General features: G+C 40.1%; 13 protein-coding genes and 1 pseudogene. 10 read left to right on the top strand and 4 right to left on the bottom strand.

Translation table 11 applies throughout. The annotated features are described in order from the left end of the window. The first annotated feature begins 3 nt into the window (after positions 1 to 3). The 8 genes and pseudogenes from BLP52_RS08430 to BLP52_RS08395 all read left to right on the top strand — a co-directional run bounded on the left by BLP52_RS08430 (position 4) and on the right by BLP52_RS08395 (position 8,470). Positions 4 to 1,380 (top strand): annotated as a pseudogene (locus BLP52_RS08430) (monomethylamine:corrinoid methyltransferase). 213 nt (positions 1,381 to 1,593) lie between these two features. Continuing rightward, positions 1,594 to 2,985 (top strand): APC family permease, encoded by a 1,392-nt coding sequence (locus tag BLP52_RS08425; protein ID WP_091710045.1) that lies wholly within the window; start codon positions 1,594 to 1,596, stop codon positions 2,983 to 2,985. Between the two features lie 5 nt (positions 2,986 to 2,990). Then, the gene (locus BLP52_RS08420; RefSeq protein ID WP_091710044.1) at positions 2,991 to 3,254 is read left to right on the top strand and encodes a hypothetical protein; all 264 of its coding nucleotides are present in this window, start codon (positions 2,991 to 2,993) and stop codon (positions 3,252 to 3,254) included. A 10-nt stretch (positions 3,255 to 3,264) separates the two neighbouring features. Next, positions 3,265 to 3,510, top strand: coding sequence for an efflux RND transporter permease subunit (locus BLP52_RS08415; RefSeq protein WP_091710043.1), 246 nt, complete (start codon positions 3,265 to 3,267; stop codon positions 3,508 to 3,510). Positions 3,511 to 3,587: 77 nt separating this feature from the next. Further along, positions 3,588 to 4,070: a class II SORL domain-containing protein gene (locus BLP52_RS08410; RefSeq protein ID WP_091710042.1), complete on the top strand. Its 483-nt coding sequence runs from the start codon at positions 3,588 to 3,590 to the stop codon at positions 4,068 to 4,070. 29 nt (positions 4,071 to 4,099) lie between these two features. Then, positions 4,100 to 5,119, top strand: a complete 1,020-nt coding sequence (gene mtbA / locus BLP52_RS08405) for a methylcobamide:CoM methyltransferase MtbA (RefSeq protein ID WP_091710041.1) — start codon at positions 4,100 to 4,102, stop codon at positions 5,117 to 5,119. Between the two features lie 1,161 nt (positions 5,120 to 6,280). Next, positions 6,281 to 7,582: a phenylacetate--CoA ligase family protein gene (locus BLP52_RS08400; RefSeq protein ID WP_091710040.1), complete on the top strand. Its 1,302-nt coding sequence runs from the start codon at positions 6,281 to 6,283 to the stop codon at positions 7,580 to 7,582. 39 nt (positions 7,583 to 7,621) lie between these two features. Further along, positions 7,622 to 8,470 (top strand): methanogenesis marker 8 protein, encoded by an 849-nt coding sequence (locus BLP52_RS08395; RefSeq protein ID WP_091710039.1) that lies wholly within the window; start codon positions 7,622 to 7,624, stop codon positions 8,468 to 8,470. A gap of 58 nt (positions 8,471 to 8,528) precedes the next feature. Here BLP52_RS08395 and BLP52_RS08390 read toward each other — a convergent pair whose 3' ends face one another. Then, the gene (locus BLP52_RS08390) at positions 8,529 to 8,936 is read right to left on the bottom strand and encodes a PaaI family thioesterase (RefSeq protein ID WP_091710200.1); all 408 of its coding nucleotides are present in this window, start codon (positions 8,934 to 8,936) and stop codon (positions 8,529 to 8,531) included. Between the two features lie 748 nt (positions 8,937 to 9,684). Between BLP52_RS08390 and BLP52_RS08385 the strand changes: the two genes are divergently transcribed. Continuing rightward, complete coding sequence (locus BLP52_RS08385; RefSeq protein ID WP_091710038.1) at positions 9,685 to 11,331, top strand: PAS domain-containing sensor histidine kinase; 1,647 nt, start codon at positions 9,685 to 9,687, stop codon at positions 11,329 to 11,331. Between the two features lie 19 nt (positions 11,332 to 11,350). On the opposite strand, the gene BLP52_RS08380 is transcribed toward BLP52_RS08385, so the two are convergent. Continuing rightward, positions 11,351 to 11,752, bottom strand: a complete 402-nt coding sequence (locus BLP52_RS08380; protein ID WP_091710037.1) for a Mov34/MPN/PAD-1 family protein — start codon at positions 11,750 to 11,752, stop codon at positions 11,351 to 11,353. Between the two features lie 98 nt (positions 11,753 to 11,850). Here BLP52_RS08380 and BLP52_RS08375 point away from each other — a divergent pair, with 98 nt between their 5' ends. After that, positions 11,851 to 13,080 carry an NAD(P)-dependent malic enzyme gene (locus tag BLP52_RS08375; RefSeq protein WP_091710036.1) on the top strand — a complete coding sequence of 410 codons (1,230 nt, stop codon included), beginning with the start codon at positions 11,851 to 11,853 and terminating at the stop codon, positions 13,078 to 13,080. Here the strand turns inward: BLP52_RS08375 and BLP52_RS08370 are convergent. Beyond that, on the bottom strand, positions 13,036 to 14,838 hold the full coding sequence (locus BLP52_RS08370; RefSeq protein WP_091710035.1) for a sensor histidine kinase: 1,803 nt from the start codon (positions 14,836 to 14,838) through the stop codon (positions 13,036 to 13,038). The genes BLP52_RS08375 and BLP52_RS08370 overlap by 45 nt on opposite strands. Positions 14,839 to 14,962: 124 nt before the next feature. Further along, a complete protein-coding gene (locus BLP52_RS08365; protein ID WP_091710034.1) occupies positions 14,963 to 16,390 on the bottom strand; it encodes a DUF92 domain-containing protein in 1,428 nt (475 codons plus the stop codon). Positions 16,391 to 16,709: the final 319 nt, after the last annotated feature.

Genomic DNA, 16,709 nt, shown 5'->3' with positions numbered 1-16,709 from the left:
AGAATGACATTTTCAAGATCATTAGATTGTTTTGAATTCTATGAGCGTGCAAAGAAAGGTCAGAAAATGACCCAGGATGACTGGGACCTTATGACCATCCCGATGAAGGCAATGGAGCTCAAGCAGAAATACAACCTTGACTTTAAGGGTGAGTTCGTACCAACTGATAAAGACATGATGGAAAACCTCTTCAAGGCAGGTTTCGAGATGCTCCTTGACTGTGGTATTTTCTGTACAGATACAGGCCGTGTGGTAAAGTACACCGAGGATGAGATCTGGGATGCTATCAACAACGTTCAGAGAGAATTCGTGCTCGGTACCGGCAGGGATGCTGTCAGGGTCCAGAAAAGAAATGTTGGGGATAAGAGAAAGCCAATAGTTCAGGGTGGTCCTACCGGTTCACCAATTTCCGAGGATATGTTCATGCCGGTTCACATGAGCTATGCTCTTGAGAAGGAAGTTGACACAATTGTCAACGGTGTCATGATGACAGTCCGTGGCAAACCACCAATTCCAAAGAGCCCATACGAGGTGCTTGCAGCAAAGACCGAGACCAGGTTAATTAAAACAGCAGCAGCAATGGCTGGAAGGCCAGGCATAGGTATATAGGGACCAGAGACTTCCCTGTCCGCTCAGGGAAATATTTCTGCTGACTGTGCCGGTGGTATGGCCTGCAGTGATAGTCATGAAGTATCCCAGCTCAATGAGCTTAAGATCGACCTTGATGCTATCAGTGTCATGGCACACTATCAGGGTAATAGTGACATCATCATGGATGAACAGATGCCTATATTTGGTGGCTATGCCGGTGGCATAGAAGAGACAGCTATCGTTGATATCGCAACCCACATCAATGCATTTGTAATGAGCAATGCAAGCTGGCATCTTGACGGTCCAGTCCATATCCGCTGGGGCTCAACCAATACTCGTGAGACCCTTATGATCGCTGGATGGACATGTGCAACCATCTCTGAGTTCACTGACATGCTCTCGGGTAACCAGTACTATCCATGTGCAGGTCCATGTACTGAGATGTGCTTGCTTGAAGCATCCGCTCAGTCTATCACTGATACAGCATCCGGCCGTGAGATCCTCTCCGGTGTTGCAGCTGCAAAGGGTGTCGTTCAGGATAAGACAACCGGTATGGAAGCAAGGATGATGGGAGAGGTTGCAAGGGCAACAGCAGGAATGGACATTGCAGATGTAAATAAGGTCCTTGATCTTCTTGTAAGCTCCTACGAGGCCAACTATGCGAATGCACCAGCAGGCAAGACCTTCCAGGAATGTTACGATGTAGCTACCGTAACACCAACTGATGAGTACATGAAGGTCTACGACGGCGCACGCAAGAAGCTAGAGGAGTTCGGTCTTACTTTCTAATGCCTCCGGAATAATACGCCAGCGATCAATTTCGCTGGCATTTTTTTCCAGGGAAGGGAATGGAAAACCGTTTAAGATCATTAAAAGGAGGTTTTGTGATGGACGGATATTGGACTATCATTAATGGAATAATATACTTGCTGGCTTTTGCATTGATTGGGTGGGTCTTGCTTGATGCGAGCAAAACATCCAAGAAATTGAAGAGGTGATTATGTGACCAATGAAGTTACAGAATCACCCGGACTTGTCAAGACCCTAAGACCTTACCACGTCTGGGCATTGGGAGTGGGAATAGTTCTTGTTGGTGAGTTCATGGGGTGGAACTTCACCGTTGCAAAAGGAGGAATTCTTGGTGCCCTGTTGGCAATGCTTGTAGCGGGGACAATGTACGTTATGATTTCTCTGTGTGCAAGTGAACTGGGATCCGCCACTAAACTGGCAGGAGGACCTTATGATTGGGCAAGGTTGTTTGTAGGACCCGGTGCAGCAGCTAGTGTTGGGCTAGCGGTTTATATGGAATTTATAGCCCTAGAGGCTGCTGATGCTATAGTTGTTGCTTTTATTGCGCAGGAAATTTTTCCGCAGTTGCAGGTTTTCCCCGTTACATTATTGGTAATTGCCACTCTGACATTCATTAATTATAGAGGTGTTGTGGCTGCACTCACACTTAACTTCTTCATGACCGCCATAGCTTTCCTCGCCATAATATTGTTCTTCTTCTCAGGAACATTCGGCGTCTTTGAACTTCATCCGGAGAATCTTTTCCAGGGTGCAATGCCAAATGGCATGATAGGTCTGTTTGCTGCTTTGCAGTTCGGTCCCTGGTTCTTCCTGGGCATTGAAGGAGCGGCAATGTGCGCAGAGGAATGTAAGTCTCCATCAAGGGCAGTGCCTTTGGGACAACAGGCAGGAATGATTACATTGCTGGTCGGAGCTGCAATGACACTTTTTATATGTGCAAGCCTACTTCCATCTGACATACCTGCCGAAGGTCTTGGAGTTTCCGTGTATCCTCTCTTTGAGGCTGCACAGGTAAGCGGCGTATCGGTACTCATTGCACTTCTAGCTCTTGGAACATTGCTGACATGTCTTTCCAGTGCAAACGGATGTGTCTGTGATTCTTCCAGGTCATGGTTTGCACTTTCAAGGGATCACTTCGTATCAAATTGGTTCGCTTCCGTTCATCCTGGATACCAGACACCTTACAAAGCGGTTATTTTTACCATGCCTATAGCAATAGCCTTTGCGTTCAGCGGTTATCTTGACCAGGTCATAACTTTCTCTATTGTATCAGGTTTGCTTTGTTACGTTCTGATACCATTCTCTCTGATACGTTTCAGAAAGATGTTCCCAACACACATTAACAAGGTGCGTCCATTTGTAAGCCCACTTCAGCCATGGATCTCTTACTTTGCAATTGCAATTGCAATAACAATCATGTCCACCCTTTTCTGGGGTTACAGATACAACCTTATTTTCGCTCTGCTTTTCTATTTGATAGCGTACTTCTACTTCCATAAGAAGCATAAGAAGCATCAGAAACAATTTGATTGGGGACGGGAAATGGGCTGGCCAAGGCCCAGTCATCACAATGTTGAGGAGTGATAGTAATGGATGGAATCAATGAAGCAAAATACAATAGTGCATTTGCGAAAGATACTTTCCTGATACTAGGGGCGATTGCACTGCTGATCGTTGTTGAAGGTTATGTGGTCTTTACCATACTAGCTGAGGCTGGTTCAGCTGTTGCACCTGCAATTAGGGGAATATACATCCTTTTCTTCGGATTGGTAGTGGGTATTGAAACTATAGGTTACCTGCAGGTTCGAAAGTCAATTAAACAGCATATGTTTGATTTCAAGTATTATGATTGAGGTGAATAATATGAGTGAAGACGCTGAAAAGAAAAACTGGATGATGGAGGCATTTGACATCATTTTCATCTTTGTGCTTGCTTTCATCTGTCTGGTCGTACCAACACAGATACAGGGTTCAGTACTTGTTGGATGGTCGGAGACAGGGGCAATCCAGTTCGTATGGGACCCTGTGGGCTTTTTCAGTTTACTGGGAGTCATAATCGCATTTTTTGTGATTATGTTATACCATTCTGTAAGCCATTACAAATACTGAAGAAATGTCAGCTTAACTGACATTTCTTTTGAATTTTACGTTTAATTTAGTGATTAATGAATAAATAAGGTGAAATTATGAGTTCAGATATCAATATTCAAACAGCAAAGGATCATGATAACCTTACCGAGATGGAAAAAAAGCATGTCCCTTTTATTGAGGCTCCTTCTGAGGTGATAGCGGGTGAACCTTTTGATGTAAAGGTTACTGTGGGAAGTGTTCCTCACGTAATGGAAGAAGGACATTACATACAATGGATAGAACTGTACTTGAACGGTGACCTTGTAGGAAAGGAGGAACTACAGGTCTCTGATGAAAAAGCTGAAGCGGTCTTTAAAGCAGTGGGTACTGAAGAGATGATTTCTGTGAGAGAGATTATAAATTGCACAATTCATGGCTTTGGTGTATGTGGTACTTGCGGTACCAGATCAGCAATTGTAAATCTCAGAGCAGTTGAAAGTTGCAGTATTCATGGATTGTGGGAATATTCGAAAGGTATTGAGATTATCTCTCCCATAGTTAAAGCAGGAAAAAAATGTACTTGGGGTCCTCATTTGTAACTTGATTTCAATTACAGGAGCTTACATTTATGACAGAATATGTACCAAAAGAAAGATTAGCACGCGCTCTCAGAGGCGAACAAATTGATAGAATGCCAGCTATATCCGTCACCCAGACCGGAACCGTCGAGCAGATGGAAGCCTGCGGTGCTTTCTGGCCTGAGGCTAATAATGATGCGAAAAAGATGGCAGCACTTGCTGAAGCCGGTCACACAGTAGTCGGATTTGAGGCTGTGCGTGTACCTTTTGATATAACCGCAGAAGCTGAGTTCTTTGGATGTGAGATAAAAGAGGGTACAAAAGAGCAACAACCATCTGTTGTTGGCCATGTTGTAAAATCAGTTGAAGATATTGAAAAACTCAAGGGTTACAACCTTGATTACGGCAGGATTGGAGTTGTTTGTGAGGCAATCAAACTACTGGCAGACAAGTATGGCGATAAACTACCTATAATGGGAAGCATGATAGGTCCTTTCTCACTGGCACAGCACATCAATGGTGATGACTGGTTCATGGCTATTTTCACAGACGAGTCTTTCGGTCTTGCACTCATGGAGTTTACAACCGAGTTCAATGTTGCATACGCAAAGAAGATGGTAGAGAATGGTGCCGATACAATGGTCATCATTGACCCGACAGCAAGTGCTCAGCTCATCGGTGCTGAGTTTTACGAGAAGTTCGTCGTTCCTTATCATAAGATAATTTGTGATGTAATGCATGAACTTAACGTACCTGTAGTATTACACATCTGTGGTGACACCACCCAGGGTCTTGCTCTGATGGAATCATCCGGTGTAGATGCAATAAGTATTGACCAAAATGTTGACGTTGAAACTGCTGTATCCAAAGTTAAAAAAGCTATTATTGTAGGAAATCTTGATCCTGTAAATATGCTCTGGAATCAGACACCTGAAAAGATTAGAGAGCAGTCACAAAAGATAATTGATGCAGGTGTAGGCCTGCTTGCACCGGGATGTGGTATTGTAAGCAAGACACCTACTGTAAATCTCCAGGCAATGATAGAAGTGGCAAGAAATCATAAATACTGATTTAAGTTTCTCCGGGTCAAGTCCTTCGTATGAGTAGTCATCATCTTTTTACCCGGAGAACTGTTTTTTATCTTTTTTTCAATACAAGTTGTTTCTATTTTTTGATCATTCTTAATTTTTGTAATTTATGAGTCTTATTTATCATTTCGTTTCTTTTTGGGTTCTTATTTGAGTATTATAGATTAATCTTCAATTGAAATAAATGTTGTTTTAAAGCCTAAAATGTGGTCATTGGTTTGCAATACAAACAGGCGGTATAGTGGTTTATTTTGGGATTACAAGATGTTTCAGAGACAAAAGCATAAAGCACTAAAGTTACTCACAAAAAACCATCTAATCTGACTTGTCTGATTTCAAGGATTATAAATGTCGATTTTTGTTGAATGATTATTTTATCTTCTGAGAAAGCAGATTATGTTTAAACAAATGCATAATTTTTTATACTATATAGTCAGTATACAATTGCCGATTCATTATTGAAGAACGGTAAAAAACTAAAAAAGCATGATTAAAAGGAGTAAAAAAGCTATGTCCGATACAAAAGAAGAACGGATTTTCTCTAGTTCACCATTACCACCTGTATTGCACGGAGTAAGATTAAGTGAAGGAAAAAGCGAAAAGAAAGTGCAAACATACATTGCAGATTAATAGTTATTTTTTGTGTTGTACCGATATTAACTATAGATATCGGGCCAATCACTTTTTCCTAATCGATTAGTCACCGTGTCAGAGCTGGATTTGTAAATCATAAAGATGTTTATCTAAGGACAGAGCCATTTTATCGACTGTCAACTTTCCTAATGTTGGTTTTGTAGAATTCCTTGTTTTTACAACAAGTATAAACTTGATCTATTTTCCAAAGTAATGGACTATTAGTTTTAATTTGAGCTATCTTGTTCCATTTTTCTACGATGCTAATCTCATATCGCCACTGATATGGACGAATCTATATTGATTATAGAAGTTCATGCTAACCATTATATTCATGTAGTATCATGTCATGTTGACGCATACCTTAGTATACACATTAATTATTCACATTACCCTTTCTGTGGAGTTAAATTGCGTCCTCTGCATGACGAAAAAGTGATATGTATTTACAAAAGATTTAAACACTTAAAGATGTACTCCTATGAAAGGACATTTTGCGGAGATGTTTCCATGAGATACTGGCAGCCAAAATACGAGACTATGAAAAAAGACGAACGTGCAGAACTGCAACTAAAACGCTTGAAAAAGACGGCTGCGGCAGTCTATAATAACGTTCCATTCTACAGGGAGAAGTTCAGGCAACTTGGAATAACTCCTGATGATATAAAGTCACTTGATGATATCAGCAAATTACCAACAACAAGGAAGACTGATCTCAGAGACAATTATCCATTCAATCTTTTTGCAGTACCAAAAGAGGAAATAGTAAGGATTCACGCATCCTCAGGTACAAGCGGAAAACCAACAGTTGTTGGTTATACTAAGAATGACATCGAGAACTGGTCAGATCTCATGGCACGAAATCTCACAATGGCAGGTCTTGACAGCAGTGATGTTTTCCAGAATGCTGTGAACTACGGACTTTTTACAGGTGGTCTTGGTTTCCATTATGGCGCTGAAAGAATGGGTGCCATGACCGTTCCAAGTGGAACTGGAAATACAGCCAGGCAGCTTGAGATGATGATAGACTTCGGTGTTACTGCAGTTCACTGCACTCCTTCTTATGCACTTTACCTGGCAGAAACCGCCAGGGAATTGGATATTGTGGACAAGCTTTCCTTAAGAGTTGGTTGTTTTGGTGCTGAGCCATGGTCTGCAAATACCAGAAAACAGCTTGAAAACTCTTTGAATATTAAAGCATATGATTCCTATGGTCTTTCAGAGCTCATGGGTCCGGGTGTTGCTTTTGAATGTGAGGAACAGGATGGCCTTCATATATGGAGTGATCATTTCTATGTTGAGGTCCTTGATGAGAATGGTGAGCAGGTAGCAGAAGGTGAAAAAGGAGAACTTGTGCTCACATCCCTGACAAAGGAAGCACTTCCAATTATCAGATACAGGACCGGGGATATTACACGCCTTCTTGAGAGCGAATGTTCATGTGGTCGTACAACACCACGTATCTCAAGGCTTCTTGGAAGGGCAGACGACATGCTCATTGTAAGAGGTATAAATGTATTCCCATCACAGATAGAGGATGTCATTGTGGACATTCCTGAAGTTACAGAACATTTCCAGGTACTTCTTGACAGGAATACAAAGATGCTGGATGAGATCACTGTCAGGGTGGAACTTGAGGAAAACGCTTTTACAGGTGAGCTTAAAGACCTTGCAGCTGTCCGCAGGCATGTAGAGAATGAACTAAAGAGTGTGCTCAATATACGGACAAATGTCGATCTTGTAGAGAAAGGTTCTATCCCAAGAACAGCAGGAAAGTCACAGAAAGTTGTTGACAGACGAAATGCCATCTGATTGCTTGTTAACTTTTATATCATTAATCAAGGTGAAAATATGCCACATGTAATGGAAATTCTTGGAAAGGCCAGAGTTGTTGTAGAAAATGGAGAGGTCATTGAAGTTGGGGAACCCTTGATCGGTTGGTGTCCCATCTTTGACAAAACTCGTGGTATAACTGAGATCACAAAGGAAGAGATCAGGAAAAATATGGAGTTTCGCATAAAGGATTTTGGTCTTTTCACAAACAAACGCCAACTTGATATGGATATTTTTGTAGGTTTTGGTGCATCCGAGACAATGATGACAGGTCTTAACCGTGGTCTGCTGGACACAACTGTTACTGCATGCGATGGTGCAGGAACTGTTATTTCAAATAATCCAAATCTTGTTCAGGGTATGGGTGCACGTATCTCAGGTCTTGTTGAAACAGAACCTATAGATGAGACCATTAATGGAATTAATGAACGTGGTGGAATTGTCTTAGATCCTTCAACTGCCAGGATCGACCCCGTGGCAGGAGTTAGAAAAGCAGCACAGCATGGTTACAGGAAAATAGCTGTAACTGTTGTTTTCCCGGAAACTGCAAAAGAGCTTCGTGATGTTGAGAAAGAACTTGATATTGAGCTCGTGATCATAGGTGCCCACGTAACAGGTATCAATAAGCAGACAGCACAGGGTATGATTGATAATACTGATATTTTGACAAGTTGTGCTTCAAAGCACGTACGTGAACTTGTAAAACCACTGGTTCAGGTTGGCAGTGCAGTTCCTCTTTTTGGACTTACACAGCGTGGAAAGGAATTACTTCTGGAAAGAGCAAAAGAAGTGGATTCACCACTTTTTGTCAGTTCCTCAAAACTTCCTTCCTTACCTGAAGAAAAACAGCCAAAAGAACTGGTTTGATCAACCGGTTCCTTTTTTGAATTTACTTGAATTCAAGTCATCTAACATTTTTTTTATTTTATTTTTCAGGAATTACAATTTTATTTTTCTTCCTGTATGTCATTCCGTTAAATATCGCAACAATGTCTCCCTGGTCATCAGTTATGTTAACAACGTAGGTTGATATTTTAGGGTTTATGGAGGTTTCTTTTGCTTCTGCATAAAGAGTGCCTTCTATGGCGGCTTTTACAAAAGATATGTCTGCGTTGATGGCAACAGCAACTGTTCCATATGAATTTGAAGCTGCGGCAAATGCCATGTCTGCAAGTGTGAAAATAGCTCCTCCGTGAACCGTTCCCAGAATGTTGTGATGCCTTTTTTCAATCTTCATCTCGGCTTTAGCATAGCCTTCTGAGACTTCTGTTATTTTCATGCCGGAATTTGATGCGAAACATTCCTGAGAAAAATATCTCTGGATATCATCCATATTTTCCATGTAAAACCTCATTTAAGTAATGATTCTCTCAGTTTGTTTTCCTGATACTTATACTAGTTGTTGATCATTCCTGTAATTGTTCGTAATATAGCAAATAAAATGATTAATCGTGATAAATGAGAGGTAACTATATATACTATAACGTAATAGTTTATCATGATAAAACATGACAGAATATGCAGTTAATCATAATCCATACAGTTTTGGAACATTCTTCCTTTCACTTATGATTGCACTTATCACATACTACTCATTCCTCAGCTACCACGGTGTAGTCTAATTTGTACCACAAAGAAGGATTGGGTCTATTTGGGGGACTAGTGTAGAAAAGAGTACAAATGGATGCTGCGATCCATTTTCTCTTTTCCCTTCATGTGAGAACAAGATCCTGAAAATAATAATTTTACTTATTCTTTGCATTTTTCTTATATTTTCATGAATTTTTCAAATCCAGGATTGGATCATATAGTCCTATATAAGTTTTTAGGTGCTTTTGATCGTTTATTTAGTTTCTAATCTATTTTTTGAAAGAATAATATCAAACCCCCATTGTATATTTGTATATAAATATAAAGTCTCTAATTTTTAGACAATTTTGCAAAATATTTATATTCACCGAGGTAATTGCTTTACTTCATAGAAAAAATAGATTGGAATTTTCAGGCAAGTAAAATGGTAGATCATCGAACTGCTTTTCATTCATTTGCTTGAAATTGCAATTAGAGTAGGGGTAATAGGTGTGTTAGGTAATGATAACTTTAGTGATGTTGCAAGTTTTGAATCTATGGATATACCCGACTCTGTAAAAAGGGAACTATTTCAAAAAACAGCTCTTCTTTCAGGCTTGCTCCGTTCCGTTCCCGATCTTGTTTTTTTTAAGGATACAGATGGTGTTTTTCTTTCATGCAATGAAATGTTTTGCAGATATGTGGGTAAACCAGTAAGTGAGATAGTAGGAAAGACCAGTCATGATCTTTTTGACAGGAACAGAGCTGATTTTTTCCGCTCTAATGATAAAAGAGTACTACAATCCGGTCATTCTTATAAAAGTGTAGAATGGATTGATCATGCAGATGGAAAAAAAGTACTTCTTGAAACTTTTAAAACTCCTCTTTTCACAGAGGATCATGAACTCATCGGTGTGGTGGGTGTCGGTCGTGATATAACTGAGCGTAAACATGCAGAGATCGAGTTACAGGAAAAGAAAAATGAATTGTTCCAGATAGTTAATGGAAGTCCGATTCCGGCTTTTGTGATCAACAAAAATCATGACATCATATACTGGAACAAAGCCTGTGAAAATACAACAGGTATTAAGGCTAAAGACATAATAGGAACCGGAAATTCGTGGATGGCTTTCTATAATCAAAAAAGACCCGTACTTGCAGACCTGATAGTTGACAATTGCCTTACTGATATAGAAAAAGCATACGGTAATAAAAAGCTGCAGCCTTCTTTTGTAGAAGGTGGTTACCAGGCGGAAGATTATTTTGAAGCAATTGATAAATGGATACTTTTCACTGCTGCTCCAATAAGGGATCATAACAATGATATCATAGGAGCAATTGAAACACTTCAGGACACAAGTATATCTAAACAGGCTGAGCAAGCAGTGCTTGATGCAAAAATGCTGGCTGAGAATACTTCACGAACAAAGAGCGAGTTCCTCTGTAATATGAATCATGAACTCCGAACTCCCCTGAATCTGATACTTGGATACGCTGATCTTCTTCTGGCAGAAGAGACCGGAGAACTTAATGAAGAACAGAAACATTTTGCTGAGATAATCAAGTTCGCAGGATCAAGATTCCTTGACTTAGTTGACTCTCTGATCTACATTGCCGAGATCGAGGAAGGAAAAATGGAACTTGATGTTGATATGTTCTCCCTGCCTAATCTTATGTCAGATGTCCAGAGAATGCTGAGTTCTCATGCACTCAAAAAAGGTGTAAATCTTGAGTTTGAAATTGATCCTTCTGTTACGGTTGTATATGCTGACAAATCCAAGATAAAAACGATCTTGCATCATCTGATCAGTAACGGAATAAAGTTCACTCCTTCAGGAGGAAGCGTTTTGGTCAATATCAGAAAGAGTAAGAACAATGAATTGCATCTGACTGTGGCCGATAGTGGAATCGGCATATCAGAAGAGGATCAGAAGCTACTGTACAATGCTTTCGTACAGCTTGACTGGTCTCTTAATCGGAAATTTGAAGGATCAGGACTTGGCCTGAGTATTGTAAAGAAATTTGTCGAAGTTCAGGGTGGCAGCATATCTCTTGAGAGTAAACCTGGTGAAGGAAGCACATTTGAAGTTATATTGCCACTGCCTTCCTCAGAAACCTCCGGTATACTTGGCGATATATGCAATAGTACGAAATATTAATAATATACCTTTTTCGTTATCATAGGAGTTCATCTTCCTCGATCTCTACATCAAGCACTTCCAGTCTTATCTCTTCTCCGCTTCCGTTAAAACACTTCCAGTTATCAGGCCCAAAGGGGTGACCAACTATTATATGATGATTTCCTGTTTTGCTGAACAGTCTTAGATCAGCCTTTGAAGGTATTATGATGGAGCTGGGATGGCTATGTACAGAGCCAACTGCAGAGATATTTGGCATCATGAAGAGTTTAAGAACTGCATTTATCTCGCTGGATTCAGTTCCAGGCAGGATAAGTACGTCCGTAATGATACCATCTTTTGTTTCCAGAAGGCCGGCAAATTCATTTGGATAGGTTGATTTACTGACTTCCATAATAAAGTCCAGAGTTTCTTTGGCAATTCCCTTTATTGTTTCGCTCATCTTTAAATCTATACATGGAGAACATATAAATTTTTTGAGAACACTACTATTATGATGGGATTGAAGAAATACATGTGATTCTTCAGGGATGATCAACAATGGAGGAAGAACCCAAAATAACACTATGCAGGGAAGGTGATAACACCCTGGGAGAACGTTCACTTGAACTACACGAAAATGCCGGTGGAGTTATAGGTACATGCGGAAAAGTTCCTCTTAATAATATTGAAGACCTGAGCCTTGCGTATACTCCCGGAGTAGCAGAACCATGCAGAAAAATTGCAAAAAGACCGGATGATGTCTACAAATATACAATGAAACGCAATTCTGTTGCAGTTATAAGTGATGGCTCCGCGGTTCTGGGTCTTGGAAATATAGGTGCACATGCTGCACTTCCTGTTATGGAAGGCAAGGCATTGATATTTAAAGAGCTTGCTGGAATCGATGCCATCCCGATCTGCATTGATACTAATGATACTGAAGAACTGATCAGGACGATAAAAAACATTGCACCTGTATTTGGCGGCATTAATCTGGAAGACATCAGTGCTCCGCGCTGTTTCACTATAGAGAAAAGGTTGCGCAGGGAACTTCCTATTCCGGTATTTCATGATGACCAGCATGGAACCGCTGTGGTGGTAATTGCCGGTCTTCTGAACGCCCTGAAAATAACCGGCAAAAAGATGGGTGACATAAAAACAGTGGTATCAGGTGCAGGTGCTGCAGGAAAAGCAATATCTTTAAAACTTATACGTGCAGGTGTCAATCCCGGAAAATTGCTTATCTGTGATAGCCATGGAATTATCCACAAAGGTCGAAAGGAAGGCATGAATCCTGAAAAAGAGGAACTTGCAGAATTAACTAACGAACACGCAATTAAAGGCACTCTTGCAGATGCAATGCAGGATGCTGACGTATTTATAGGTGTTTCCGCACCAGGTATTGTTAGTAGAGAAATGGTTGCATCCATGGCTTCAGATCCAATAGTCTTTGCCATGGCAAACCCGGTTCCTGAAATAATGCCATCTGAAGCAAAAAAAGCAGGTGCAAGGATTGTTGCCACCGGACGTTCGGATTGTCCGAACCAGATCAATAATTGTCTTGGTTTTCCAGGTCTGTTCCGTGGTGCCCTTGACGTTTGTGCAAGTGACATTACACCTGAGATGGAAATGGCTGCTGTATACGCACTTGCTGATAGTGTGAAAGATAAGGAACTGAATGAGAATTACATAATTCCCGGTCCACTTGACAGAAAAGTTGTAAAAGCAGTTTCAGAAGCAGTCTCAAACGAGGCCGTCAGGAATGGAGTAGCAAGATCTCTCTTTTGATCTCCTGCCTTTTGGGTCAGTTGGAAGAAATATGTGAACACTGCTTCCCTTTCCTTCAGTTGACTCTATCCATATTCTGCCATTATGGGCATCGACAACTTTTTTAGCAATATGGAGCCCAAGACCATTTCCTCCATATCTGCGTGTAGATGATCCATCAATTTGGTAGAATGCATCAAAGATTTTCTCCAATTCACAGAGTGGAATTCCAATTCCGGTATCTTTTATTTCAATATGAACTCCATCATCAACTTCATTGGCAAGGATTTCAACACTGCCGTTTTCGGGTGTGAATTTTAAAGCATTATCTACCAATTTGTACATTAATTGTGGAAGGAAATAGACATCACCATATATTATCGGGAGATGTCCGTTTATTTTTTTCAATAGACTTATTTTTCTTTTTGTTGCTTCAAATTCATGGTGATTAAGTGCATTATCGATAATATTCTCCATCTGTACAGGATCAAATTGATAACATGTCTTGCCAGCAAGAACGCTTGCCATATAAAGTAATGAATCGATAAGTGTTCCCAGTTTTCTGGAACTATTAAAGATAGAATTGACTGATTTTTTTTGTTTTTGATTTAATGATCCGAATTGTTCATCAACAAGGATCTCACTGTATCCGAGGATCGAATTAAGTGGAGTTCTCAGTTCATGGCTGAGGTTCGATATGAACTCATATTTCATTATCTCCATGGACTTCAGTTCTTCATAGGCTTTGATGAGTTTTCTATTGCGTTCATTCAATTTATCCTGAACCTCTTTCTGTCCGATGGCACTGCCAATGATATTTGCCACTGCTCCAAGAACAGTTACATCTTCCATGCTCCATTTTCCTGTGGCATTAACATTATCAAGACCAATAAATCCGTTCACAGTACCATTAACATAAACAGGAAGCACAAGAAGAGAAGTAATATCCTGCATCTCCAGTATCTCTTTTTCTGCAGATGCTTCAGGGGGCATTTTTGCCACTTCTTTTATGTGAATAATTTCCCCTCTTTCAATCTTCCCCATCCACCAGGGGAACATATCCTGTGGCAGATCCTGAAGATTATCCTTTTGAGATTCAACACCTTCTTCACACCATTCGTGTGTGTTGCTCATGTTAACATTCTTATCGTCCACGCGGAACAGGTAAGCACGACAGGCTCCGCATAAATTGCCGGTTTTTCCTAGAGATTCAACTATCAGATCATCAAGATTTTCAGGTGCAACAAGGGCGGAGGAAATAAACGATATTACTCGTTCGATCTCCAGTTTCCTGTGTAATATAATGTTTGAATTATTTTCATCAGTATCAACGCTGAAATCTTCTTTGTTTTCAAAGGAAAAACTAATATCTTCAACATACCATGCCACTAAATTCTGATTAGAACCACTCAGTTGTACATCAACTTTTTTGCATCGAATATCTTTTTCAATATTCAGTTTTGTGTTCCATTTGCAGGTAAATATCTGATCATTTTCTATTGCATGAACTTTTGCATCTGGATCAGTATTCTCATTGTGAGGGTCACAGCAAAAAACATCATCCATAAATGACCCATGGATATCTTCTATTGTAAATCCCGTAATCCTTGTGAATGCAGGATTACAATATTGGATATATCGCAGCTTGTCTGTCAGTAAAACTCCTATGGGGAGTTCTTTGTATATTTTGATACTCTCAGGATCACATACAAAAAGATTCCTATTTTCAACATCTAGAGAACTTTTTGTTACTATTGTATCTTTTCCCTGGCAATGCATTTCTCCTCACACTTAACACCCTGCAATATTCAGGAATATTACTACTTTTATCTTATTTTATACATATCTCTCTTATATTAATATTTGGAATATTAGTCTAATTAAAAATAGAAAAGAGTTTCATTCAGTTTAAAAGGAAATAGAGTATTCCGGATACTAAAGCGCCTGCAAATGTAGCAACAAAGTTGACACCACTGTTTGAAAGTATTCCATGTTTTTGAAGTGTTGCACCCAGGAGACTGTCGATATTTGTTCCAAGGAAACCTCCGGCTGTTGTAATGGCTATTGCCATAGTTGCATCTTCCACCCTTCCAAAAAGAACAGGGAGCAGACCAATTACCATGGAACCCAGAAGGGCTGCTACTTCACCAAGTACGGTGACTGCTCCGTCAACCCCAGCACGCGTTGGTTTAAGCGTGGTTATCATAATAGGTTGGGAATGTGCGGTTGTTCCTATTTCACTTGCAAGGGTATCTCCAGTTGCAGTAGCCACGGTTCCAAGGTATGCAAAAATTATCAGGTCGGCATACTGCGGATATATCCCGTAACATATCGCAAGAACAAGAGCTGCTGTGCTGTTACTGAATACATTCTCATAGCTTCTGACACCACCTTTGGATTGTGCCAGTCCTATGGATTCTTTATATCTGTACTTGTACTTGGTGAAGGCCCCTCCAAGTATGAAAAATGTTAACAGAAGAACGAACCAGAACAGTTCACTAAATACAATTATCAGAACTCCCAGAAGGGCAGCGCCAAAAAGAGCAGACAGATCAGCTATTCTTGTTTTGTATGCAAGATAACCCAATACGAGGGAGAACATCAGTGCAAAGAACATCTGCTGTGGGGGTACGGAGTACCCGAAAGAGCTGAAAAGCCACATTGACATTCCAGAACCAAGTGGAACGGACAGATTATTATCTATATTTGAGGGGATCGATTCAAAAAGAGCTCCTGTTATGGAACCTATCACTGCAATGAAAAAAAGCATATTCAGATCTATGTTAAGATCCTGCCAGTGCATAAGCCAGAGCCCGGCTAGATAGGCTGTCAATATGCCCACACCAAGAAGCACGATACTTGAAGGCAGAAGACAGCATTCTGCTTCTTCAGCATTTGATCTGCAACGCAGGAGTTGAAGTTGCTTTCGATGTCGTATGAAGTTTGCAGAACTTGTTCCAAAAGTGGATATTGCAATTGCACCTGCTATTACATATAAGGGAAGCCTGTAAGGTGTAAATTCCAGTAATGCACTTATCAACATTAGGACGAATACGGAAATTGCAAGGTACTTTGCACTTTTAAGACCCTCGTTTATTTTATCCGTAAGCATGTCCCTTGCGCCAGGAAGTGGTTTTTTGTACAGATAACGGTTAAGAGGCCAGTCTTCAGGCAGGAACGTAAGTCCGAATATCATAAGAAAACTAAGGACAAGCAGTATCTCAGGTCCGATAAAGGGAAATAGCAGTATCAGGAATCCGAAAGCAGCATGAAGTAACTGCCTTCTGTATTCATGTTCCATGTTCTCAAATATATTAGGAATGCCGGCCATATGGATCGCTGTTTTTTTGCATAATGATTTATGGTTTGTTTTTATTTCAGATAATTTTTAAGCTATATATTGATAATGATTATTCCATTATTATAATATTAATATATTTTCCTGTTTTTTCTTTGGTTTTCATATCATTATTTTTAGAAAAACAATTGCTGTAGCATTGTGCTATGTTAGTACATGACACATTTAAAACGAATATATTAAAATAATAGTAACCCTTAAACTCACAGACCTAGCTGGAGAATACCGGGGAGTAGAATCCCTTTTTGAGAAAAAATAGCACTTTTTGCAATGGCAATCTGCTATTTTTCCC

It is taken from the genome of Methanolobus vulcani, assembly GCF_900100715.1.
GTDB lineage: Archaea > Halobacteriota > Methanosarcinia > Methanosarcinales > Methanosarcinaceae > Methanolobus > Methanolobus vulcani.
Note: the sequence above shows the minus strand (reverse complement) of the source record. Positions and strands in the feature narration are given on the sequence as shown.

Excerpts from the sequence above, each read along its gene's own strand:
- BLP52_RS08380 (WP_091710037.1), bottom strand. The coding sequence starts at position 11,752 with ATGAGCGAAACAATAAAGGGAATTGCCAAAGAAACTCTGGACTTTATT.
- BLP52_RS08375 (WP_091710036.1), top strand. The coding sequence starts at position 11,851 with ATGGAGGAAGAACCCAAAATAACACTATGCAGGGAAGGTGATAACACC.
- BLP52_RS08365 (WP_091710034.1), bottom strand. The coding sequence starts at position 16,390 with ATGGCCGGCATTCCTAATATATTTGAGAACATGGAACATGAATACAGA.
- BLP52_RS08410 (WP_091710042.1), top strand. The coding sequence starts at position 3,588 with ATGAGTTCAGATATCAATATTCAAACAGCAAAGGATCATGATAACCTT.
- BLP52_RS08415 (WP_091710043.1), top strand. The coding sequence starts at position 3,265 with ATGAGTGAAGACGCTGAAAAGAAAAACTGGATGATGGAGGCATTTGAC.
- mtbA (WP_091710041.1), top strand. The coding sequence starts at position 4,100 with ATGACAGAATATGTACCAAAAGAAAGATTAGCACGCGCTCTCAGAGGC.
- BLP52_RS08400 (WP_091710040.1), top strand. The coding sequence starts at position 6,281 with ATGAGATACTGGCAGCCAAAATACGAGACTATGAAAAAAGACGAACGT.
- BLP52_RS08395 (WP_091710039.1), top strand. The coding sequence starts at position 7,622 with ATGCCACATGTAATGGAAATTCTTGGAAAGGCCAGAGTTGTTGTAGAA.
- BLP52_RS08390 (WP_091710200.1), bottom strand. The coding sequence starts at position 8,936 with ATGGATGATATCCAGAGATATTTTTCTCAGGAATGTTTCGCATCAAAT.
- BLP52_RS08370 (WP_091710035.1), bottom strand. The coding sequence starts at position 14,838 with ATGCATTGCCAGGGAAAAGATACAATAGTAACAAAAAGTTCTCTAGAT.
- BLP52_RS08420 (WP_091710044.1), top strand. The coding sequence starts at position 2,991 with ATGGATGGAATCAATGAAGCAAAATACAATAGTGCATTTGCGAAAGAT.